Annotated in this window: 17 protein-coding genes; 14 read left to right on the plus strand and 3 right to left on the minus strand. The window is 70.6% G+C overall.

Annotated features, from left to right (window positions below):
• The first annotated feature begins 56 nt into the window (after positions 1-56).
• Genes OWR29_RS12300 through OWR29_RS12325 form a run of 6 tightly spaced genes read left to right on the plus strand, consistent with a single transcriptional unit; the run spans position 57 to position 6,041 of the window.
• Positions 57-1,178 carry an epoxide hydrolase family protein gene (locus OWR29_RS12300; protein ID WP_267562825.1) on the plus strand — a complete coding sequence of 374 codons (1,122 nt, stop codon included), beginning with the start codon at positions 57-59 and terminating at the stop codon, positions 1,176-1,178.
• 46 nt (positions 1,179-1,224) lie between these two features.
• On the plus strand, positions 1,225-2,646 hold the full coding sequence (locus OWR29_RS12305) for a SulP family inorganic anion transporter (RefSeq protein WP_267563257.1): 1,422 nt from the start codon (positions 1,225-1,227) through the stop codon (positions 2,644-2,646).
• Complete coding sequence (locus tag OWR29_RS12310; protein WP_267562826.1) at positions 2,643-3,053, plus strand: MerR family transcriptional regulator; 411 nt, start codon at positions 2,643-2,645, stop codon at positions 3,051-3,053. The genes OWR29_RS12305 and OWR29_RS12310 overlap by 4 nt, the downstream gene beginning before the upstream one ends.
• 9 nt (positions 3,054-3,062) lie before the next feature.
• Positions 3,063-3,785 carry a GntR family transcriptional regulator gene (locus OWR29_RS12315; protein WP_267562827.1) on the plus strand — a complete coding sequence of 241 codons (723 nt, stop codon included), beginning with the start codon at positions 3,063-3,065 and terminating at the stop codon, positions 3,783-3,785.
• A 25-nt stretch (positions 3,786-3,810) separates the two neighbouring features.
• Positions 3,811-5,328, plus strand: coding sequence for an NCS1 family nucleobase:cation symporter-1 (locus tag OWR29_RS12320; RefSeq protein WP_267562828.1), 1,518 nt, complete (start codon positions 3,811-3,813; stop codon positions 5,326-5,328).
• A complete protein-coding gene (locus OWR29_RS12325) occupies positions 5,325-6,041 on the plus strand; it encodes an aspartate/glutamate racemase family protein (RefSeq protein ID WP_267562829.1) in 717 nt (238 codons plus the stop codon). The genes OWR29_RS12320 and OWR29_RS12325 overlap by 4 nt, the downstream gene beginning before the upstream one ends.
• Here the strand turns inward: OWR29_RS12325 and OWR29_RS48030 are convergent.
• From OWR29_RS48030 to OWR29_RS12340, 3 genes are read right to left on the minus strand one after another with little or no spacing between them, the layout of a single operon-like run.
• Positions 6,005-7,465: a diguanylate cyclase domain-containing protein gene (locus OWR29_RS48030; protein WP_324291238.1), complete on the minus strand. Its 1,461-nt coding sequence runs from the start codon at positions 7,463-7,465 to the stop codon at positions 6,005-6,007. The genes OWR29_RS12325 and OWR29_RS48030 overlap by 37 nt on opposite strands.
• 39 nt (positions 7,466-7,504) lie before the next feature.
• Positions 7,505-8,152: an MBL fold metallo-hydrolase gene (locus OWR29_RS12335; RefSeq protein WP_267562830.1), complete on the minus strand. Its 648-nt coding sequence runs from the start codon at positions 8,150-8,152 to the stop codon at positions 7,505-7,507.
• Positions 8,152-8,856 carry a maleylpyruvate isomerase family mycothiol-dependent enzyme gene (locus tag OWR29_RS12340; RefSeq protein WP_267562831.1) on the minus strand — a complete coding sequence of 235 codons (705 nt, stop codon included), beginning with the start codon at positions 8,854-8,856 and terminating at the stop codon, positions 8,152-8,154. Before OWR29_RS12340 ends, OWR29_RS12335 begins: the two co-directional genes overlap by 1 nt.
• Positions 8,857-9,046: 190 nt before the next feature.
• On the opposite strand from OWR29_RS12340, the gene rsgA reads away from it, so the two are divergent.
• The 8 genes from rsgA (at position 9,047) to whiA (ending at position 22,243) form a co-directional block, all read left to right on the plus strand.
• Positions 9,047-10,084 carry a ribosome small subunit-dependent GTPase A gene (rsgA, locus tag OWR29_RS12345; RefSeq protein ID WP_267562832.1) on the plus strand — a complete coding sequence of 346 codons (1,038 nt, stop codon included), beginning with the start codon at positions 9,047-9,049 and terminating at the stop codon, positions 10,082-10,084.
• A 25-nt stretch (positions 10,085-10,109) separates the two neighbouring features.
• Positions 10,110-11,903: a DUF6311 domain-containing protein gene (locus OWR29_RS12350; RefSeq protein ID WP_267562833.1), complete on the plus strand. Its 1,794-nt coding sequence runs from the start codon at positions 10,110-10,112 to the stop codon at positions 11,901-11,903.
• Between the two features lie 196 nt (positions 11,904-12,099).
• Positions 12,100-15,120: an excinuclease ABC subunit UvrA gene (gene uvrA, locus OWR29_RS12355; RefSeq protein WP_267562834.1), complete on the plus strand. Its 3,021-nt coding sequence runs from the start codon at positions 12,100-12,102 to the stop codon at positions 15,118-15,120.
• A gap of 226 nt (positions 15,121-15,346) precedes the next feature.
• Complete coding sequence (locus OWR29_RS12360; RefSeq protein WP_267562835.1) at positions 15,347-15,886, plus strand: Rieske (2Fe-2S) protein; 540 nt, start codon at positions 15,347-15,349, stop codon at positions 15,884-15,886.
• Between the two features lie 98 nt (positions 15,887-15,984).
• A complete protein-coding gene (gene uvrC / locus OWR29_RS12365) occupies positions 15,985-18,276 on the plus strand; it encodes an excinuclease ABC subunit UvrC (RefSeq protein ID WP_267562836.1) in 2,292 nt (763 codons plus the stop codon).
• Positions 18,277-19,318: 1,042 nt separating this feature from the next.
• On the plus strand, positions 19,319-20,218 hold the full coding sequence (rapZ, locus tag OWR29_RS12370) for an RNase adapter RapZ (RefSeq protein ID WP_267563258.1): 900 nt from the start codon (positions 19,319-19,321) through the stop codon (positions 20,216-20,218).
• Positions 20,215-21,204 (plus strand): gluconeogenesis factor YvcK family protein, encoded by a 990-nt coding sequence (locus OWR29_RS12375; RefSeq protein ID WP_267562837.1) that lies wholly within the window; start codon positions 20,215-20,217, stop codon positions 21,202-21,204. Before rapZ ends, OWR29_RS12375 begins: the two co-directional genes overlap by 4 nt.
• 58 nt (positions 21,205-21,262) lie before the next feature.
• Entirely contained in the window at positions 21,263-22,243 is a 981-nt protein-coding gene (gene whiA, locus OWR29_RS12380) for a DNA-binding protein WhiA (protein ID WP_221381814.1), read from the plus strand.
• Positions 22,244-22,283 lie beyond the last annotated feature (40 nt).

Here is a 22,283-nt window from a genome sequence, read left to right on the forward strand (position 1 = left end):
TGGTACGTTGAAACGGAACGAAGTGTTCCGTTCCGTAACACCAAAGGGGAGCCGAGATGACCGAGATCCGCCCCTTCCGCATCGCCATCGACCAGAAGGACGTCGACGATCTCCGCGACCGCCTGGCCCGCACCCGCTGGGGCGGCGAGATCCCCGGCCAGGGCTGGCAGCGCGGCGTCCCGGTCGACTACCTGCGCGACCTCGCCCGCTACTGGCAGGAGGAATTCGATTGGCGCGCCGCCGAGGCCTGGCTCAACGAGATGCCCCAGTTCGTCACCGAGGTCGACGGTCAGACGCTGCACTTCGCGCACATCCGCTCGGCCAACCCCGCGGCCACCCCGCTGCTGATCAGCCATGACTGGCCCGGCTCGTTCGCCCTGTACCAGCCGGTCGTCGAGGATCTGACCGCCGACTTCCACCTGGTGCTGGCCAGCAACCCCGGCGTCGGCTTCTCGGGTCCGTTGACGAGTGCGGGCTGGAACACGTCCCGCAGCGCGGCCGCGCTCAACGAGGTCATGCACCGGCTCGGCTACGAGCGGTACGGCGTACAGGGCAACGGCGGCGGAGCCGCGATCGCGGTCGAGATGGGCCGGCAGCAGCCCGGACGGGTGATCGGCGTGCACGTCAACGGCCACATCACGTTCCCGTCGGGTGACCCGGCCGAGTTCGAGGGGCTGACCGAGGCCGAGCAGGGCCGGCTGGGCCGCCTGCAGGAGTTCCGGGACGACAAGATGGGCTTCAACGCCATCCAGTCGACCCGGCCCCAGACGCTCGCTTTCGGCCTGCACGACTCGCCAGTCGGTCAGCTGGCCTGGATCGTCGAGAAGTTCCAGGAGTGGACCGACCCGGCGGCGAACCTGCCCGAGGACGCGGTCGATCGCGATCTGCTGCTGACCAATGTGAGCCTGTACTGGTTCACCGGCACGGCGGGTTCGTCGGCCAATCTGTACTGGGAGATGGCGCACGACCCGTCGGCGTGGGCGCCGAAAGAGAAGTCGACCGTGCCGTTGGGCGTGGCGCTGGGAGTCACCGACATCACGGTGCGCCGGTTCGCCGAACGCGACACCCCGGTCGTCCACTGGACCGAGCTGCCGGCCGGCGGCAACTTCCTCTCGGCCGAGCAGCCCAAGATGTTCGCCGACGACGTGCGAGCGTTCTTCCACACACTTGCGGGATGAGCTCCTACTCTCCTCTCACGGAAGAGTAGGGTTCCGCCTCGTGCCCATGAGATTCACCGTGCTCCGCACCGAAGTCCTGGCCGGCCTGGTGGTCGCGCTCGCGCTGATCCCCGAGGCGATCTCGTTCTCGATCCTCGCGGGCGTCGACCCCAAGGTGGGCTTGTTCGCCTCGTTCACCATGGCCGTCACGATCGCTTTCACCGGCGGCCGCCCGGCCATGATCTCGGCCGCGACCGGCGCCATCGCCCTGGTGGTGGCGCCGCTGGCCAAGGAGCACGGGCTCAACTACCTGATCGCCGCGGTGATCCTGGGCGGGCTGCTGCAGATCGTGCTGGCCCTGGCCGGGGTGGCCAAGCTGATGCGGTTCATCCCGCGCAGCGTCATGGTCGGGTTCGTCAACGCGCTGGCCATCCTGATCTTCAGCGCCCAGGTGCCGCACCTGATCGGCGTCCCGTGGCTGGTCTATCCGCTGGTGGCGGTCGCGCTGGCCGTCATCGTGCTGCTGCCCCGGCTGACCACGGCCGTGCCCGCCCCGCTGGTGGCGATCGTGCTGCTCACCGGGTTCACGCTGATCGCGCACGTCGTGGTGCCCACTGTGGGCGACGAGGGTGAGCTGCCCAGCAGCCTGCCCGCGTTCGGGCTCCCGGACGTGCCGTTCAGCCTGGAAACCCTGAAGGTCATTGCGCCGTACGCGTTGGGAATCGCACTGGTCGGGCTGATGGAATCGCTGATGACGGCCAAGCTGGTCGACGACGTCACCGACACGCGCTCCGACAAGACCCGAGAGTCGTGGGGCCAGGGCGTGGCCAACATCGTCACCGGGCTCTTCGGCGGCATGGGCGGCTGCGCCATGATCGGCCAGACGATGATCAACGTGAAGGTCTCGGGCGCCCGCACCCGGCTGTCGACCTTCCTAGCCGGCACGTTCCTGCTGATCCTGGTGGTGGTGCTGGGCGACGTGGTCGCGCTGATCCCGATGGCCGCGCTGGTGGCCGTGATGATCATCGTTTCCGTGGGTACGTTCGACTGGCACAGCATCGCGCCGGCCACACTCAAGCGGATGCCCGCCGGCGAGATCATCGTGATGGTGGTGACCGTGGCGGGCACGCTGGCCACGCACAACCTGGCCGTCGGCGTGGTGCTGGGCGTGCTGGCGGCGATGGTCGTCTTCGCGCGCCGGGTCGCCCACTTCACCGAGGTCAGCAAGAACGGGAACACCTACTCCGTACGCGGGGAACTGTTCTTCGCCTCGAGCAACGACCTCGTGCACCAGTTCGACTATGCGGGCGACCCCGACCACGTCGTCATCGACATGAGCGGCGCGCACATCTGGGACGCGTCGTCGGTGGCCGCCCTCGACGCCATCAACACCAAGTACGCCGCGCACGGCAAGAACGTCGAGATCGTCGGGCTCAACGAGGCCAGCGCGAACTTCCACGGGAACCTCGCGGGCAGACTGAACGCATGACCGGACGGCACATGCAGATCGGCGAGGCGGCGGAACGGGTCGGCCTGAGCATCCGCACGATCCGCCACTACGAGGAGGCCGGCCTGATCGTGCCGTCCGCCCGCAGCGACGGCGGCTTCCGGCTCTACACCGAGCCCGACCTCGACCGGCTGCGCGTGGTCAAGCGGATGAAACCGCTCGGCTTCACCCTCGACGAGATGCGCGACCTGCTGCAGATACTCGACGAGCTGACCGCGGGCACGGGCGACCGCGCGGCCCTGCTCGACCGGCTGGCCGCCTTCCACCACGCGGCCGAGGCCCGCGTGCAGGCGCTGCGTGACCAGCTGGCCTTCGCCGAGGGCTTCGCCCAGCAGATGCGCGACCACCTCGACCAGCACGGAAAAGGCTCTGTAACGCCGGCGGTCTAGAGTCCGGGCATGCCAGGTCCCCGCCGCCGGTCGATCCTGGTCTCGCGGCTGACCGACCGGCCCCTCGGCAGCCCGCAGGACGAGCTTCGCAGCATCATCCTGGACGGGCAGGTGCCGCCCGGCTCGGCCATCCCCGTCGACGCGGTGGCGGCCGCGTTCGGGGTGAGCCGGATCCCCGTGCGGGAAGCTCTGATGACGTTGATCGGGGAGGGGCTGGTGGATCACCGGCCCAACGGCGGCTACCGCGTGGCCATGATGACCGCGCGCGAGTTCGCCGAGATCTACCTGGTGCGCGAGGCGCTCGAGACGGCGGGACTGCGCGTGGCGGTCGAGCTGGCCTGTGCGGACGACGACGAGCAGGCCCGGGCTGCGCACGCGGCCCTCGACGGGGCGATCCGGGCGTACGACGGAAGGCTCTACCACCGCGAGAGCCGGCGCTTCCATCTCGCCCTCATCCGGCCCTGCCGCATGCGGCGGCTGCTGCACATGCTCGACCTGGCCTGGAACCAGACCGAACCGCTGCAGCCCATGTCGCATCTGGACAGTGCCGAGCGCGAGCTGCTGCACGCCGACCACGCGGGCATGCTGGCCGCGTTCCGCGCCCGGGACGCCGACGCGCTGATCGCGGTGTTCGAGACCCACCACCACCGGTTGCAGGCCGCGATCGAGGCCCTGCCGCGGGACACCGGGCTGTTCGAGCCGGAAGATATACAGTTCCGCTCATCCAGGTGAAACAGCCGATACTTAGCGTCACGGCATGGCCGACATCACAACGAGCAAGCCCCAGGACGTGGTCGAAGCCGCCGGCATGCCGGTCGGCAGCGGCGTCATCAAACCCACCTACGACCCGCGACTGACCAACGAGGACCTGGCGCCGCTGAAAAAGCAGCACTGGGGCTCGTACAACATCTTCGCCTTCTGGATGTCCGACGTGCACAGCGTCGGCGGCTACGTGACCGCGGGCAGCCTGTTCGCGCTGGGCCTGTCCAGCTGGCAGGTGCTGGTGTCGCTGGTCGCCGGCATCACGATCGTCTACTTCTTCTGCAACCTGGTGGCCAAGCCGAGCCAGGTCACCGGCGTGCCCTATCCGGTGATCAACCGGGTCGCGTTCGGGGTGCTCGGCGCGAACGTGCCGGCCATCATCCGGGGTGCGATCGCTGTCGCCTGGTACGGCATCCAGACGTACCTGGCCTCGGCCGCCCTCGACGTCGTGGTGCTCAAGTTCTGGCCCGGGCTGGCCCCGTACGCCGATGTGGATCAGTACGGGTTCCTCGGCCTCCCGCTGCTCGGGTGGTGCACGTACGCGGTCCTCTGGGTCCTGCAGGCGGCGGTCTTCTGGCGGGGCATGGAGACGATCCGCAAGTTCATCGACTTCTGCGGCCCGGCCGTCTACGTCGTCATGATCCTGCTCTGCGGCTACCTGATCTCCCGGGCGGGCTGGAGCGAGATCGACCTCAACCTGGGCGACGTGCGGTACCACGGCTGGGACGCGGTGCCGGTGATGCTGGGCGCCATCGCGCTCGTGGTCTCGTACTTCTCGGGCCCGATGCTCAACTTCGGTGACTTCTCCCGCTACGGCAAGTCGTTCGGCGCGGTGAAGCGGGGCAACCTGCTCGGCCTGCCGCTGAACTTCCTGTTCTTCGCGATCCTGGTCGTCGTCACCGCCTCGCTGACCCTGCCGGTGTTCGGCGAGCTGATCACCGACCCGGTCGAGACGGTGTCGCGCATCGACAGCACGTTCGCGATCGCCCTGGGCGCGCTGACCTTCACGATCGCCACCATCGGCATCAACATCGTCGCCAACTTCATCTCGCCCGCGTTCGACTTCTCCAACGTCAGCCCGCAGAAGATCAGCTGGCGGATGGGCGGCATGATCGCCGCGGTCGGCTCGGTGCTGCTCACGCCGTGGAACCTCTACAACAACCCGGACGTCATCCACTACACGCTCGAGACGCTGGGCGCCTTCATCGGCCCGCTGTTCGGCGTGCTGATCGCCGACTACTACCTGATCCGCCGGCAGAAGGTGGACGTCGACGCGATGTTCACGATGTCGCCCGAGGGTCGCTACCACTACAAGAAGGGCTACAACCCGCCGGCGATCATCGCCACCGCCGTCGGCGCGGTCGTCGCCATGATCCCGGTGCTGTGGACCGGCGGACCGGGCATGCACACCACCGCCCAGTACAGCTGGTTCATCGGCATGGGCCTCGGCTTCCTCGTCCACCTGGCGCTGACCCGCCGGAGTTCGCCGGTCAGGGAGCTGAAGGGGGTATGAGGATCCGGGTCATCAACCCCAACACCACGGAGTCGATGACCGCGCTGATCGAGGCGAGCGCCCGGGCCGTGGCCGGTCCGGGCGTCGTCGTCGAGGCGGTCACGTCGAGCATGGGACCGGCCTCGATCGAGAGCCACTACGACGAGGCCCTCGCGGTGCCCGGCATCCTGGCCGTCCTGCGCGACGCCGACGGCTATGTGCTGGCCTGCTTCGGCGATCCCGGGCTCGACGCCGCCCGCGAGGTGGCGAACGGTCCGGTGGTCGGCATCGCGGAGGCCGCGATGCACGCGGCGACGCTGGTCGGTCGCGGTTTCAGCGTGGTCACCACCCTTTCCCGTACGCGGGGGAGAGCGCACGACCTGGCCGGGCGTTACGCCGCCGCGGGCGCCTGCCGGGGCGTGCACGCCTGCGACATCCCCGTCCTGGAGCTGGAGTCCGACCCGGCCGCGCGCAAGGAGGTCGTCGCGCTGGCCCGGCACGCCCTGGAGCACGACGACTCGGACGCGATCGTGCTGGGGTGCGCGGGGATGGCCGGCTTCGCCGCGGTCGCCTCGGCCGAGCTCGGGGTGCCGGTGATCGACGGGGTCGCCGCGGCCACGCTGCTGGTGCAATCGCTGATCACGCTCGGCGTGCGCACCTCGGCCCGCGGCGAGTACGCCCCGCCCCCGCCCAAGCCCTACACCGGAATGCTGGGGGACTTCGCTCGCGAGTGAGAGGTCTTCTCGGCGTACATCCGGCCGTCGGCCGCGGCGAGCAGCGTGTCGGCGTCGGGGTGGGGGACGTGGGCGGCGGCGGCCACGCCGATGCTGACACCGACCTCGTAGGCCTCGTCACCCCGGCGTACGGGCTCGGCGGCCAGTTCGCGCAGGCGGAGGGCCAGGGCCGCGGCCGCCTCCTCGCCGTCCACGTCCTCGGCCAGCACCACGAACTCGTCGCCGCCGAGGCGGGCCGCCATGTCGCCCGGGCGGACCTCGGCGACCAGGCGGCGGGCGAACTCGACCAGCACGAAGTCGCCTGCCGCGTGCCCGTACCGGTCGTTGACCTGCTTGAAGCCGTTGAGGTCGAGGTAGAACAGCACCGGGCCGAAGCCGTCGCCGCGCGGACCGGCCAGCACCGCCTCCAGCCGGGAACGCAGCGCCGGCCGGTTGGCCAGCCCGGTCAGCTGGTCGTGCTCGGCCTGATAGGCCAGCGCGGCCCGGATGCGTTCCTGCTCCCGCACCACGAAGACGAAGCGGACCAGGATCAGCGTCGTCATCAGCACCACCGAGACGACCAGCGATACGCGGCTGAGCGCGCCCTCGAAGCTGTGCAGGCCGGCCATCGTCGGCAGCACCAGCAGGGCGATGCCCAGGAAGACCACCCGGGCCGGGTGCAGCCGCTGCTCGCGGGGCGCCCGGTCGGCGATCCGCTCGGCGTCGCGGTGCACGATGGCCGCCACGAGCAGGCTGTTGGCCAGCAGCAGCACGCCGTCCAGACGCTCGGCCTGCACGGCCCGGGAGAGGCTGGGCAACAGCTCCGGCAGCGTCGAGATGCCGATGTCGCCGACCAGGGTGAGGGCGAGCGCCCCGGCCAGGTACGGCGTCGGGCCGCGCCGGGTGCCCGGCACCAGCACGAGCACCGCGATGGCGGCGAACAGCAGCACGTCGCCGAACGGGTAGAAGGCGGCCACCGCCACCTGCAGCGACAGGCGCTGGTTCTCCGCGGCCGGCAGGATGATGAACTGCCAGCACAGCCAGGCCACCACGGTCGCCATGACCAGGCCGTCGAGCAGGCCCTCACGCAGCCGGCCGGGCGCGCGCAACTGGGTCAGGCGGATCAGCCCGGCCGCCAGCAGCGGATAGCCGGCGATCCAGAGCGCGTCGGACGGGGTCACCTCGCCCATGCCGCCGGTGATCCCGGTCAGCGCGTCGTAGAGCAGGTCACCCGCGAGCCAGACCGACAGCGCGGCCACGATCAGGACGTACCCGGACCTGGTCGGGCCCCGCAGGCTGCGCAACCGCACCCAGGCCAGGGCGACCATGCCGGCGAAGGCGATCAGGTACGACCAGTGAGCCGCCGCCGTGCCCGGCGCGACCGCCGAGACCGAACCGGCCAGCAGGGCGAACGTCGGCACCAGGAGAGCCGGCACACGTCTCATACCCACTACATCGGCATCAACGAGCCCCGCTCAAGATAACTACCAGCCGCGGTCGCGCCATTCGGCCAGGTGCGGACGCTCCTTGCCCAGGGTGGAGTCGTTGCCGTGGCCCGGGTAGAACCAGGTCTCGTCGGGCAGCCGGTTGAACAGCTTGAGCTCGACGTCATTCAGCAGCGACTCGAAGTTCTCTTTGTTGCCGCGGGTGTTGCCCACGCCGCCCGGGAACAGGCTGTCGCCGGTGAACAAGTGGCCGATGCCTTCCGGGTCGTGGAAGAGCAGGGCGATCGAGCCGGGCGTGTGGCCGACCAGGTGGATCACCTCGAGGGCGTGCTCGCCCACCGCGATCAGGTCGCCCTCGCGGACCGTGCCGGTGACGACCGGAATGCCGTCGGCGTCGGCCGCGTGGGCCAGCGACGCGGCCCCGGTGGCCTCGACCACCTCGGCCAGGGCCTGCCAGTGGTCGCCGTGGCGGTGGGTGGTGACCACCGTCTCGAGCCCGGCCTCGCCGACCAGGTCGAGCAGCGTACGGGCGTCGTCGGCGGCGTCGATCAGGATCTGCTCGTCGCCGCTGCGCAGCAGGTAGGCGTTGTTGTCCATCTCGCCCACCGAGACCTTGGTGATGGTCAGGCGGCCCAGGTCGCGGACGGCCGGCCGCCCGCCGCGCTTGACTTCTCCGGTGTACGCCATCACTTCCACCTCGCTGGTTTCGGGAGCTCACCGTCGGGCGAGACGGTCAGGTCGGCGCCGTCCCCGCGGCCGGTGAGCCAGGCCGCTATCGACTTGGTCGGACCGCCCACGACCGGCGGGTCGGGCTGATCGCCGATGGTCAGCACGTGCTCGATGCCGTACGGCCGCAGCTGCAGGGCCGGCCAGTCCTCACCGGCGCCGGCCACGATCTCGCGCAGCAGCCGCAGCGCGAACGCGTCCGACCAGTCGGCCGGCGTGTAGCCCAGCCCGAGGTCGACGTGGTGCACCGTCACCTCGCGCAGCCGGGCCCACGGCACCGCCGCCGCCGACTGCCCCAGCCAGGGCAGGAAGAACGCCCACCCCTCGATCGGCAGGGCCGCCCCGGCGTCGGCGAACCGCTCGTGCGAGGCGCGGATGTCCTCCAGCTGGTCGCGCAGCGGCCGCCCGGCCCCCTCGGCGATGCCGGCGTCGCGGGCCTCGGCCGACGCGTACGGCGGTGTCTCGACCCCGGTGCGGGCGGTGGTCAGCAGGTTGGTCATGGCGTCGGCGTTGCGGGCCACGTGGGTCAGCACGTGGCCGACCGTCCAGCCCGGCAGCCGCGAGGGCGAGCCCACCGCGGCCGGGTCGAGGTCGGCCGCGGTGCGCAGGAGGTCGTCGGTGGCTCGGTCTACGTCCGTGAGCAGGACGAGCGGATCCATAGTCACCTTGAGAACCCTAGTGGGTCGGAAATCGCTTTCGCTGAAGTAGTGGCGACCGTACCGTCGGTGCAGACGCGTCGATCAGATCCCGCGGAGGAGGTGGGGAGCGTGCTGTTCGTCCTGGCGTCCCTTCACCCGGAGGCCCTCGCCTGACCCGAGCGGTCAGGCCTGCCTCCCGTCTGCGAAACGGGTTCCCATGTCGCACGTTCTGTCCCAGCTGGGCTGGGACGAGTTCCTCGCATCCGCGTACCGTCCCTTCGACCGTTCCGACGCCACCGCCGGCCGCGTGCTGCGGGCCGACCGGGGTGTCTGCACCGTTCTCGACGAGAGCGGCGTCACCCGGGCCAGCCTGGGCGGCAACGTGCTGCTCAAAGCGGCCAAAGACCCGGCTCTGCTGCCCTGCGCCGGCGACTGGGTGGTGCTGCGGCACTGGCCCGACCGGCGGACCACGGCCGAGGCTGTTCTTCCCCGGCGTACCTGTCTGATCCGCCGCACCTCCGACAAGGACAGCACCGGCCAGGTGCTCGCCGCGAACATGGACACCGTGGCGGTTGTCGAGCCGATCCATCCCGAACCGGACGACGCCCGCATCGAGCGCCTGCTCGCCCTGGCCTGGGAGTCCGGCGCCCGGCCGCTGCTGGTGCTGACCAAGGCCGACACGACCGCCGATCCCGAGGCGATCACCCGTCAGGTCGCCGAGATCGCGCCGGGTGTGCCGGTGGTCGCGGTCAGCGCGCGGCTGGCGCTGGGCGTCGAGCAAATTCGGTCGTACGCGGGGGAGGGGCACACGTTGGCCTTGCTCGGACGTTCCGGGGCCGGCAAGTCGACGCTGGTCAACGCGCTCGCCGGCACGGCGGTCATGCCGGTGCAGCAGATCCGCGACGTCGACGGCAAGGGCCGGCACACCACGGCGTACCGGAATCTGGTGCTGCTGGCCGGGGGCGGTGCCGTGCTGGACACGCCGGGCATCCGAGGCGTCGGCCTGCTCGACACGGCCGAGGGCCTGAGCCGCGCCTTCGCCGACCTCACCGGCCTGGCTCAGGACTGCCGCTTCGACGACTGCCGGCACGAATCCGAACCTGGTTGCGCGGTGACGGCGGCGGTGGCCGACGGCACGCTCGCGGCCCGGCGGCTGGCCAGCTGGCGCAAGTTGCGGCACGAGATCGAGGTGGAGTCGGCGCGGCAGTCGGCCCGTCTGGCCGGGGCGGCCGGACACCGCCGCAGGCGTTCCTGACGTACCCCTCTGTCACAATGCACCGGTGCGTGCGGTGGAGGAAGTCGTCGAGGACAAGGCCGATCCCCGGCCCGTGACGCCTGCTCCCCGGCGCAACCGGGCCGATCTCTGGGCCGGCCTGAACTACCTGGCGCTGGCCCTTCTCGTCATGATCCAGTTGTGGCGCGACCCGAACGGCCGGGTGCTGGCCAGCAACGACGACGACCACGGCGTCTTCCTGTTCTTCCTGGCCCACGGCGAGCGGGTGCTGTTCCACGGCGACAACCCGTTCTTCAGCGACCGCATCAACGTGCCCGACGGCGTGAACATGATGGCCAACACCTCGGTGCTGGCCCTGAGCCTGCCGCTGGCCCCGGTCACCCACTGGTTCGGCGCCGGCGTCTCGGTGGCTCTGCTGCTCACGCTGGGCCTGGCCGGCACGGCCTTCGCCTGGTACTGGGTGCTGTCGCGGCATTTGGTGACCAGCCGGGTCGCGGCCTGGATCGGCGGGCTGTGGTGCGGCTTCGCGCCGACGATGGTGTCGCACGCCAACGGCCACGTGAACTTCGTCAGCCAGTGGGTGCTGCCGTTCATCGTCTGGCAGGTGCTACGGCTGCGCGAGCCGGGGCGGCACTGGCGCGGTGGGGTGATCCTCGCGCTGCTGGTCGTCGTCCAAGTGTTCATCAACGAGGAAAGCCTGCTGTTCACCGCGCTCGCCCTGGGCGTCTTCGTCCTTGCGTACGCGGTGATGGCCCCGGCCCGGGCCAGGCGCGACGCCCGGCCCCTGCTGGCCGGTCTCGGCGTCGCGATCGCGGTCGCCGGCGCCCTGCTGGCCTACCCGCTGTGGCTGCAGTTCCTGGGCAAGGGCAACTACCACGGTCAGCCCTTCGCGCCGGACATGTACGCGACCGACCTGGCTTCGCTGGCCGGGTTCGCGCGGCAGTCGCTGGCCGGCAACGCCGAACTGACCCGGCGGATGAGCGTCAGCGGCACGGAGGACAACATGTTCTTCGGCCCGGTCGGCCTGATCATGATCGTCGCTTCGGTGGTGGTGCTGTGGCGCTCGGTGGCCGCCCGGGCCGCCGCGATCTCCGCCCTCGTGCTGCTCATCGCCTCGATGGGCCCCACGCTGGTCGTCTTCGGCCACCGCACGTCGGTCCCGCTGCCGTTCGGCCTGATCAGCCACGTGCCGGTCATCGACCTGGTCAGCGTGACCCGGTTCGCCATGGTGCCGGCGACGATCGCCGGGGTGCTGCTCGCGCTGGCCACCGACCGCCTGCGCACCTTCACCCCGCGCGGGCGCCGGCTGTGGCAGGTGGGCCTGGTGCTCGCGCTCGTGCCGCTGTTCCCGAAGCCGTTGCCGGTCGTCGAGGCCGACCCGCTGCCGCCGTTCCTGACCCAGGGCGCCTGGCGGCAGTACGTGCCGGCCGACCGCAGCCTGGTGACCGTGCCGCTGCCCGAGGTCACCACCGGGCGTACGGGGGTGCGCTGGTCGGCGTTGTCGGGGCTCGAATACCGCTCGCCCCGGGGCTACTTCATGGGCCCGGTCAACCCGCCGTCCGACCGCACCGGCTCGTGGAACGCGCCCCGCCGGTTCACCTCCGACCTGCTGTGGTCCGTCCGCGAGTACGGCCGGCGGCCCGCGCTTTCCGCGGGCGACAAGGCGCGCATCACGGAGGACCTGATCTTCTGGCGGGCCGCGGTGGTGGTGCTGATCCCCGGCAGCCGCAACGAGGGCCCGCTGCTCGACACGCTCACGTCGGCGTTGGGCGAGCCGCAGCAGGTGGGCGGCGTACGGCTCTGGGACGTACGATCGTTGCCGGTTCCTCCGAACGAGTGAGCCCCATCCAACCACCCCGGCCGCCACCCCTTAGAAGGACTAGAAGGCCGATTACCTGGCCTGGAGTGCGGGAATTAGCGCGATGTGACAAGCGCTGCACTCTCCTGGTGCCGGCGGCGGCAAAACTTGTCGTACCCCATGGCTAGAGTGGCCGCGGCTCTGCTCTTTTCAAACACCTGTACGGAGAGGCTGGCTGGTGGCCGACCGTTTGACTATTAGAGGCGCGCGCGAGCACAACCTGCGCGACGTCAACCTGGACCTGCCGCGCGACGCCATGATCGTGTTCACCGGTCTGTCCGGTTCCGGCAAGTCCAGCCTCGCGTTCGACACGATCTTCGCCGAGGGGCAGCGGCGCTACGTCGAGTCCCTGTCGTCGTACGCGCGGCAGTTCCTCGGGCAGATGGACAAGCCCGACGTCGACTTCATCGAGGGTCTGAGCCCGGCGGTGTCGATCGACCAGAAGTCGACCTCGCGCAACCCGCGCTCGACGGTCGGCACCATCACCGAGGTCTACGACTACCTGCGTCTGCTGTTCGCGCGTACCGGCATCCCGCACTGCCCGGTCTGCGGCGAGCGGATCAGCAAGCAGACCCCGCAGCAGATCGTCGACCGCGTGCTCGCCATGGAGGAAGGCACCCGTTTCATGGTGCTGGCCCCGGTCATCCGCGGCCGCAAGGGCGAGTACGTCGACCTGTTCGCCGAGCTGCAGGCCAAGGGCTACGCGCGGGCGCGGGTCGATGGCGTCGTCTATCCGCTGACCGAGCCGCCGAAGCTGAAGAAGCAGGAGAAGCACACCATCGAGGTGGTGGTCGACCGGCTCAGCGTCAAGGCGGGCAGCAAGCAGCGACTCACCGACTCGATCGAGTCCGCGCTCGGCCTGGCCGGCGGCATCGTCCTGCTCGACTTCGTCGACCTGCCGGAGGACGACCCGCAGCGCGAGCGCCGCTTCAGCGAGCACCTGGCCTGCCCGAACGACCACCCGCTGGCCATCGAGGACCTCGAGCCCCGGGTCTTCTCGTTCAACGCCCCGTACGGCGCCTGTCCCGAGTGCACCGGCCTGGGCACCAAGAAAGAGGTCGACCCCGAGCTGATCATCCCGGACGAGGAGCGCAGCATCCGCGAGGGCGCGATCCAGCCCTGGTCCGGCGGCCAGACCCAGGAATACTTCCTGCGCCTGCTCGAGGCCCTGGCCAAGTCCGAGAAGTTCAGCATCGACACCCCGTGGCGCTCGCTCTCCAGCCGGGTCCAGAAGATGGTGCTGCACGGCGCGGAGGACCAGGTCCACGTCCGCTACCGCAACAAGTACGGCCGTGAGCGCTCCTACTACACCGGCTTCGAGGGCGTGGTGCAGTGGATCGAGCGCCGGCACAACGACACCGAGAGCGACTGGTCGCGCGACAAGTACGAGGGCTACATGCGCGACGTGCCCTGCCCGGTCTGCGGCGGCACCCGGCTCAAGCCCGAGGTGCTGGCGGTGACGATCGCCGGCAAGAGCATCGCCGAGGTCTGCAACCTGTCCATCGGTGACTGCGCCGAGCTGCTGGCGAGCATCGAGCTCGACGACCGGCAGAAGATGATCGCCGAGCGGGTCCTCAAAGAGATCAACGCCCGGCTGCAGTTCCTGGTCGACGTCGGCCTCGACTACCTGTCGCTCGACCGCGGCGCCGGCACCCTGTCGGGCGGCGAGGCGCAGCGCATCCGGCTCGCCACCCAGATCGGCTCCGGCCTGGTCGGCGTGCTCTACGTGCTCGACGAGCCGTCGATCGGCCTGCACCAGCGCGACAACCACCGGCTCATCGAGACCCTGGTGCGGTTGAAGAACCTGGGCAACACGCTGATCGTGGTCGAGCACGACGAGGACACGATCCGCACCGCCGACTGGATCGTCGACATCGGCCCCGGCGCCGGTGAGCACGGCGGTCACATCGTGCACAGCGGCTCGGTCGAGGGCCTGCTCAAGAACCAGAAGTCGCCCACCGGCGCCTACCTGTCGGGCCGCAAGTCGATCCCGACCCCGGCCGGCCGGCGCCCGCAGATGCCGGGCCGCGAACTGGTGGTGCAGGGCGCCCGCGAGCACAACCTGCGCGGCCTCACCGTCGGGTTCCCGCTGGGGCAGTTCATCGCGGTCACCGGGGTGAGCGGTTCCGGCAAGTCGACGCTGGTCAACGACATCCTGTACACCGTGCTGGCCAACCAGATCAACGGCGCCCGCATGGTGCCGGGCCGGCACACCCGCATCACCGGGCTCGAGAACGTCGACAAGGTGGTCGGCGTCGACCAGTCGCCGATCGGCCGCACGCCGCGGTCCAACCCGGCCACGTACACGGGTGTCTTCGACAACATCCGCAAGCTGTTCGCCGAGACGACCGAGGCCAAGGTGCGCGGCTACGGCCCGGGCCGGTTCTCGTTCAACGTCAAGGGCGGCCGCTGCGAGAACTGCGCGGGCGACGGCACGATCAAGATCGAGATGAACTTCCTGCCCGACGTCTACGTCCCGTGCGAGGTCTGCAAGGGCGCCCGGTACAACCGCGAGACGCTCGAGGTGCACTACAAGGGCAAGACCATCTCCGAGGTTCTCGAGATGCCGATCGAGGAGGCGGCCGGCTTCTTCGAGCCGATCACCTCGATCCACCGGCACCTCAAGACCCTGGTCGACGTGGGCCTGGGCTACGTCCGGCTGGGCCAGCCCGCGCCGACGCTGTCCGGCGGCGAGGCGCAGCGCGTCAAGCTGGCCTCCGAGCTGCAGAAGCGGTCGACCGGCAAGACGGTCTACGTGCTCGACGAGCCGACCACCGGCCTGCACTTCGAGGACATCCGCAAGCTGCTGCTGGTGCTCAACGGCCTGGTCGACAAGGGCAACACCGTGATCACCATCGAGCACAACCTCGATGTGATCAAGAACGCCGACTGGCTGATCGACATGGGCCCCGAGGGCGGCAGCAAGGGCGGGCTGGTGCTGGCCACCGGCACGCCGGAAGAGCTGGCCGAGGTGCCCGAGAGCCACACCGGTCAGTTCCTGCGGCACATGCTGGGCCTCAAGGGCACCGGCAAGGGATCAGCCGCGGCGACGGCTCGCGCCGCCAAGGCGAACGGGGCCGCGGGCAAGACCGCCGCGGCCAAGGCGGCACCGGTCAAGGCGGCGCCCGCGAAGGCAGCCGGCGCCGCTGTCAAGCCTCGCACCACGCGGTCGCGCGCCAAGGCCGCGTCTCAGGCCTGACTCTTCAGCAAGGTCACAGGTGACACATAGCTACGACGCCCGGTCGGGGACATAGCCTCGACCGGGCATCGCTTTGTGCGGGGCAAAAGCTGTCGAACCCCATCAGAAAGCCGCACCCGGCGGCGGATAATTTCGCGGTACGCCTGAACTCGGCGAGCCGCGGCAGCGTATGTAGAGGCGACGCCGCGTGACGACTCACGCGGACCAGGCACTGGAGGACAAACCGATGACTGACGTGCAGACCACGACCGACGCCGAGCTCCACGAGGAGCAGCCCGCGACCCCGCGTCCGGGCAACACGCGCCGTGTGGTCCTGCTCGGCGCCGGTGCGGCGGGCGCCACCGCCGTCCTGGCCGCTTGTGGCACGGGCTCCTCGACCACCAACTCGAACGGCACCGACTTCAGCGACAACCCCGGCCCGGCCGGCAGCGCGGGCCCCGGCGGCGGCAACAACGGCGGCTCGGGCAACAACGGCGGCTCCGGCGGCGCCACGCTCGCGGCCACGGCCGACGTGCCCGAGGGCGGCGGCATCATCGCCGGCGACTACGTGATCACCCAGCCCGTGGCCGGCCAGTTCAAGGCGTTCAGCAAGGTCTGCACGCACGCCGGCTGCGACGTCAACAAGATCGACGGCGGCCAGATCTCGTGCCCCTGCCACAACAGCAAGTTCTCGATCGAGACGGGCGAGCCGACCTCCGGCCCGGCCACCAAGGCGCTGCCCGCGACCGAGGTCAAGGTGGACGGCGACAACATCGTCGCCGCTTAGTAGATGCCTGCCTTACCGGCCGGAGGTCCGCCCCGTGGCGGCGGGAACGGACCTCCGGTCGGGTAATCATGTCAGTCCCCCGCACTAGTGTTGAGTCTGTGCCAGACTCCTCCAGCTATCGCCCCGCGCCGGGCACCATTCCCGAGTCGCCCGGCGTCTACCGTTTCCGCGACCCGGGCGGCCGCGTCATCTACGTGGGCAAGGCCAAGAATCTGCGGAACCGGCTGAATTCCTACTTCGCCGACACGTGGTCGCTGCACGCGCGCACGCAGCAGATGGTCACCACGGCGGCCAGTGTGGACTGGGTGACCGTCGGCACCGAGGTCGAGGCGCTGCAGCTCGAGTTCTCCTGGATCAAAGAGTTCGACCCGCGCTTCAACGTCAAATACCGCGACGACAAGTCGTATCCGTTCCTCGCGGTGACGCTGAACGAAGAGTTCCCCCGGCTGCAGGTCATGCGGGGCGCCAAGCGCAAGGGCGTCCGCTATTTCGGGCCCTACTCACACGCCTGGGCCATCCGCGAGACGCTCGACCTGCTGCTTCGCGTGTTCCCGGCCCGCACCTGCTCGGCCGGCGTGTTCAAACGCTCCGGCCAGATCGGCCGGCCCTGCCTGCTCGGCTACATCGGCAAGTGCTCGGCCCCGTGCGTCGGCACGGTGACGGCCGAACAGCACCGCGCGATCGTCGACGACTTCTGCGACTTCATGGCGGGCAAGACCGACACGTTCGTCAAGCGGCTCGAGCGCGACATGATGCAGGCCTCCGAAGAGCTCAACTTCGAGCACGCGGCCCGCCTGCGCGACGACATCGCCGCCCTGCGCCGGGCGATGGAGAAGCAGACCGTCGTGCTCGGCGACGGCACCGACGCCGACGTGGTCGCCTTCGCCGAAGACCCGCTCGAGGCGGCCGTCCAGGTGTTCCACGTGCGTGACGGGCGGGTCCGCGGTCAGCGCGGCTGGGTCGTCGAAAAGGTGGAAGACCTGACCACGGGCGACCTCGTCCACCACTTCTGCAGCCAGGTCTACGGCGGGGAAGAGGGCGAGGGCGACGTGCCACGCGAGGTGCTGGTGCCCGCCCTGCCCGACGACGCCGCGGCCCTGGCCGACTGGCTCTCCGGGCGCCGCGGCAGCCAGGTCTCGCTGCGGGTGCCCCAGCGCGGTGACAAGCGCGCGCTGATGGAGACGGTGTCCCGCAACGCCGGCGAGGTGCTGCAGCGGCACAAGCTGCGCCGCGCGGGCGACCTGACCACCCGCAGCAAGGCGCTGGACGAGATCGCCGAGGCGCTCGGGCTCGACTCGGCGCCCCTGCGCATCGAGTGTTTCGACGTCTCCCAGATCCAGGGCACCGACGTGGTCGCCTCGATGGTCGTCTTCGAGGACGGTCTGGCCCGCAAGAGCGAATACCGCCGGTTCGCCATCCGCGGCAACCCCGACGGCAGCGGCACCGACGACCTGGCCGCGATGAGCGAGGTGATGCGGCGGCGGTTCGCCCGCTTCCGCGCCCAGCCCGGCGCCGACGCCCCGCAGGACAAGCCCGACCCCGACGAGCTCGGCTTGGCCGTCTTCGCCGACGACGATGCTTCTCCCTCGGGCGCGGCTCCCGGCGCGGTCGGCCCGCGGGCAGCCGGCGTGGGCTGGGCCGAGGCGGCCGCGGCGGCCGAGTCGGCCGAGGAAGCCGGTGAACCGGCGGCTGACGTGGCCGCCGCCGGGGGAACCGTGCCGGCCGCCGGCACGGAGGTCGCCACCAACGACCTGCCCGGCATCGATCCCCTGACCGGCCGCCCACGCCGTTTCGCGTACCCGCCGCAGCTGGTCGTCGTCGACGGCGGCCAGCCCCAGGTCAACGCGGTGGCCGCCGTCCTGTCCGACCTGGGCATCACCGACGTGGCCCTGTGCGGCCTGGCCAAGCGCCTGGAAGAGGTGTGGCTGCCGGGCGAGGACTTCCCGGTGATCCTGCCCCGCACCTCAGAGGCCCTGTACCTGCTGCAACGCGTCCGCGACGAGGCCCACCGCTTCGCCATCACGTTCCACCGCCAGCGCCGCTCCAAGCGAATGACCACCTCGGCCCTCGACAACGTGCCCGGCCTGGGCGAAACCCGGCGCAAGGCCCTGCTACGCCACTTCGGCTCCCTCAAACGCGTGGCCGCCGCCACCCCCGAAGAGATCACCGAAATCCCCGGCATCGGCCGCCGAACCGCCGAGGCTCTGCTGGCGGCCCTCAACCCGCCCGACGCCACCAAACAGTCCGGCAACGACCCAGCCCTTTCCGACGCGCCGGCCGATCCCGACGCCGTCGAGCCGGGCGTGGTGCCGACCGGGGGAGCGGGCCGCACCAAGGCCGGCGCAAACCGCTCCAAGGCCCCGCGCCCCAGCGCGCCGACCCACCAATAGCGTTCGCGCTCGTACGGGCCGGCACCGCCCTCTTGTGGAAACGCAGTGGCTCGGCGCCGGCCCGCAGACAAACGCGGCGAGATGGTTTGGCTGGTGATGGACGGGCGGTGCCTCCGCAGAAGTACTGGCGTTTCGTTGCTGCCGCGCTGCCAAAGGTGAGTGGGGGCGCAGAAGTAGGCCGGCATGCCGGTGATGAGGTGATGCGATGGTGATGGGTCGTGGCCGGTGTTGCTCGATCCGCTCCCGGCCTGCCTACGTCTGGTAGCCGCCGCTGGGCTGGCTTGGCGGTGGATCTGGCGGCTGCCCGTGCACCCGGGCCGGCTCAGCTCGACGGCGACAGCGTTCTGGGCGGCCCTTCGCGGAGCCGGTCAGCGACCACGGCCCGCTCGGCCGGACTCAGATACCGGGTCGAGGTCGGCCGGGGCGGCCGGGCTGACTGGGCCTATTTCCAGCGGTGCGCCACGTCCAGCGGTGCACGGTCGATCCCGACGCCGCCGACCCGGGCGTAGTGCCGGCCGGAGGGGCGGGCCGCTCCAAGGCCCCCGCTCCAGCGCGCCGGCCCCCCAATAGCGTTTCGCGTTCTTAACGGCGGCTCCGTCCCTGGAAGCCCAGTGGCTCGACGCCGGCCCGCGGACAAACGCGGCGAGATGTTTTTGGCTGTTGATGGACTGGCTGCCAAAGGTCAGCGCAGCGCGCAGAAGTGGACCGGTATGCCGGTGGCGAGGTGAACTGGTGGTGCAACGCCAATTCCGGCTCCGCTGCACATCCAGCGGTTTCAGGCCAAACCGCCGCGCATATTGCAACGGCTGCTGGACCTCGGGTGGGAGGGGGGTTCGGGATGGCGCGGGATGAGCGGGCAAGATCAAAAGGGGTGGGCTGCGGAACGCGGAGCGGTGCGCTGGTGTTGTGAGAGTGGAAGTCGGTGCACCGATCGGATGGACGACACCGTCCGAGCGGAAGTCGGCGCCGGCTTCGGCCTAGGATGTTGTGTCCGCCGGGGGCGCGGGCGAAGCGACGCTGGGAGGCGTACGTGACGGAGTCGATGCCGGAGTTCGTGTCCGACGCGACCGATCCGGATGAGGTGGCCACCGACCTGGTGGTCGTGACCGGGGTCTCCGGCGGTGGGCGCAGCACGGTCGCCCGCGCGCTCGAGAACGTCGGTTTCTACGTGGTCGACAACCTGCCCCAGGCGCTCATGCTCGACATGGCCCAGCTCGCCTTCCAGGCGGGCGGCGCGGCCCGGCGTACGGCCATGGTCCTCGACGTCCGTAGCCGGGCCTTCTCGACCGACCTGGCCGGCGCCATCCACGCCTTGCGCGAGCGGGGCTTCTCGCCGCGGGTCGTCTTCGTCGACGCCGAGGACGACGTGCTGATCCGCCGGTTCGAGTCGGTGCGCCGCTCGCACCCGCTGCAGGGCGACGGGCGGCTGGCCGACGGCATCGCGGCCGAGCGCAAGCTGCTGGCCGAGGCGCGGGAGCAGTCCGATGTGATCATCGACACCAGCCACCTCAACGTCAACCAGCTGCGCCGCCGCGTCGAGGAGCTGTTCGGCGGCGAGGACGTGCGGCGGCTGCGCATCACCGTGCTCTCGTTCGGCTTCAAGTACGGCCTGCCGCCCGACGCCGACTACGTGATGGACGCCCGGTTCCTGCCCAACCCGTTCTGGGTGCCCGACCTGCGTGATCACACGGGTCTGGAGGAGGCGGTCAGCACGTACGTGCTCGATCAGGAAGGCGCGAGCGACTTCGTGAAGACGTACGCCGGTCTGATCGCCGCCACCGCGGCCGGCTTCGAACGCGAGGGCAAGCGCTACCTGACCGTCGCGGTCGGCTGCACCGGCGGCAAGCACCGCAGCGTGGCCATCACCGAAGAGCTCACCGCCCAGCTGCGCGACATGCGGCTGTCGGCCCACTCCTCCCACCGCGACCTGGGGCGGGAGTGACCACGCGGCCCGTACGGGTGGTGGCCTTCGGCGGCGGCCACGGGCTGAGCGCCTCGCTGCGCGCCCTGCGCCGCAGCGCCGCCCAGCTCAAACTGGACATCACCGCCGTGGTCACGGTCGGCGACGACGGCGGCTCCAGCGGCCGGCTGCTGGCCGAGCGGGACGCGTTGCTGCCGCCGGGTGATCTGCGCCAGGCCCTGGCCGCGCTGGCCGACGACCAGCCGACCACCCAGCGCACCGCTCAGCTGCTGCAATACCGCTTCGCGGAAATTCCCGCCGTACGCGGTGAGGGCCCGGACCCGCTCGTCGGGCACGCCGTGGGCAACCTGCTGCTGCTCGGGCTCATGGAGATGCTGGGCGACCCGGTGCAGGCGCTCGACCAGGCGGCCGCCATGGTGGGCGCCCGCGGCCGGGTGCTGCCGATGGCCCGGCACGCGATCGGCATCGAGGCCGACGTGCGCGGCGCCGATCCCGACCGTCCGCACGAGGTGGTCACCGTACGGGGTCAGCACGCGGTCGCGGTTGCGCACGGTCACGTCGAAGCGGTCCGCATCGAGCCCGCCGATCCGCCGGTGTGCGCCCAGGCCATCGCCGCGATCGACGAGGCCGACTGGCTCATCTTCGGGCCGGGCAGCTGGTTCACCAGCGTCCTGCCGCACCTGATGGTGCCCGGCCTGGCCGAGGCGATCATGAAGAGCCCGGCCCGGCGGCTGGTGACGCTCAACCTGGCCACCGAGAACGAGACGCTGGGCCTCTCGGCGGCCGACCACCTGGCCGCCCTGCACTGGTATCTGCCCGGTCTGCGGGTCGACGTGGTGCTGGCCGACGGAAAATGGGTCGGCGAGCCCGAACCGGTGCGGCGGGCCGCCGAAGCTTTGGGCGCCCGCCTGGTGTTGGCACCTGTGGCCGTTGCGGACGGCAGCCCGAGGCATGATCCTGGATCGTTGGGCGTTGCCCTGGTGCCTGTCCTCGGTGCCGATCGTTAAAGCAAAAGCGTAATGCGGCACTCACTGTTCAAGATCCGGCGCATGAGGTGACAACACGATGGCTATGACGGCAGCGGTCAAGGATGAGCTGAGCCGGGTCGACGTGCCCAAGCCGTGCTGCCGGCGGGCCGAGATGGCGGCCCTGCTCCGGTTCGCGGGCGGACTGCACATCGTCTCGGGGCGGGTGGTGGTCGAGGCGGAACTCGACACCGGCGCGGTGGCCCGGCGGCTGCGGCGTGAGATCGCCGACGTCTATGGCTACCCCAGCGAGGTGCACGTGCTCGCCTCGGGCGGGCTGCGCAAGGGCAGCCACTACATCGTGCGCATCGTCAAGGACGGCGAGGCGCTGGCCCGGCAGACCGGGCTTCTGGACGTGCGGGGCCGGCCCGTCCGGGGCCTGCCGCCGCACGTGGTCTCGGCCAACGTGTGCTGCGCGGTCGCGGCGTGGCGGGGCGCGTTCATGGCGCACGGCTCGCTGACCGAGCCCGGCCGCTCGAGCGCTCTCGAGATCACCTGCCCGGGGCCGGAGGCGGCGCTGGCGCTGCGCGGGGCGGCCCGGCGTATCGGCATCACCGCCAAGGACCGCGAGGTGCGCGGCGTCGACCGGGTCGTCATCAAGGACGGCGACGCGATCGCCGCGCTGCTGACCCGGATCGGGGCGCATTCCAGCGTGCTGGCTTGGGAAGAGCGCCGCGTACGCCGTGAGGTGCGCGCCACGGCCAACCGGCTGGCCAACTTCGACGACGCCAACCTGCGCCGCTCGGCCCGCGCCGCCGTGGCCGCGGCGGCCCGGGTCACCCGCGCCCTCGAGATCCTGGCCGACGAGGCCCCCAACCACCTCACCTCTGCCGGGCAGCTGCGGCTGGAGCACCGCCAGGCGTCGCTCGAGGAACTGGGCGCGCTGGCCGACCCGCCGCTGACGAAGGATGCGATCGCCGGCCGTATAAGGCGTCTGCTCGCCCTCGCCGACAAGCGCGCCCGTGACCTGGGCATCCCCGACACCGAGGCCGCCGTCACCCCGGAGATGATGGCCTGCTGAGGGTTGCTGCCCGACAAGGCGACGCGTGCCAAGATGTCCC

The sequence above is a fragment of the Paractinoplanes pyxinae genome (assembly GCF_026626335.1).
Lineage (GTDB): Bacteria > Actinomycetota > Actinomycetes > Mycobacteriales > Micromonosporaceae > Actinoplanes > Actinoplanes pyxinae.

Coding starts and splice junctions, on each gene's coding strand:
- OWR29_RS12320 (WP_267562828.1), top strand. CDS start 3,811: ATGGCCGACATCACAACGAGCAAGCCCCAGGACGTGGTCGAAGCCGCC.
- whiA (WP_221381814.1), top strand. CDS start 21,263: ATGGCTATGACGGCAGCGGTCAAGGATGAGCTGAGCCGGGTCGACGTG.
- OWR29_RS12315 (WP_267562827.1), top strand. CDS start 3,063: ATGCCAGGTCCCCGCCGCCGGTCGATCCTGGTCTCGCGGCTGACCGAC.
- OWR29_RS48030 (WP_324291238.1), bottom strand. CDS start 7,465: ATGAGACGTGTGCCGGCTCTCCTGGTGCCGACGTTCGCCCTGCTGGCC.
- OWR29_RS12360 (WP_267562835.1), top strand. CDS start 15,347: ATGACTGACGTGCAGACCACGACCGACGCCGAGCTCCACGAGGAGCAG.
- OWR29_RS12300 (WP_267562825.1), top strand. CDS start 57: ATGACCGAGATCCGCCCCTTCCGCATCGCCATCGACCAGAAGGACGTC.
- OWR29_RS12325 (WP_267562829.1), top strand. CDS start 5,325: ATGAGGATCCGGGTCATCAACCCCAACACCACGGAGTCGATGACCGCG.
- OWR29_RS12305 (WP_267563257.1), top strand. CDS start 1,225: ATGAGATTCACCGTGCTCCGCACCGAAGTCCTGGCCGGCCTGGTGGTC.
- rapZ (WP_267563258.1), top strand. CDS start 19,319: ATGCCGGAGTTCGTGTCCGACGCGACCGATCCGGATGAGGTGGCCACC.
- rsgA (WP_267562832.1), top strand. CDS start 9,047: ATGTCGCACGTTCTGTCCCAGCTGGGCTGGGACGAGTTCCTCGCATCC.
- OWR29_RS12335 (WP_267562830.1), bottom strand. CDS start 8,152: ATGGCGTACACCGGAGAAGTCAAGCGCGGCGGGCGGCCGGCCGTCCGC.
- OWR29_RS12310 (WP_267562826.1), top strand. CDS start 2,643: ATGACCGGACGGCACATGCAGATCGGCGAGGCGGCGGAACGGGTCGGC.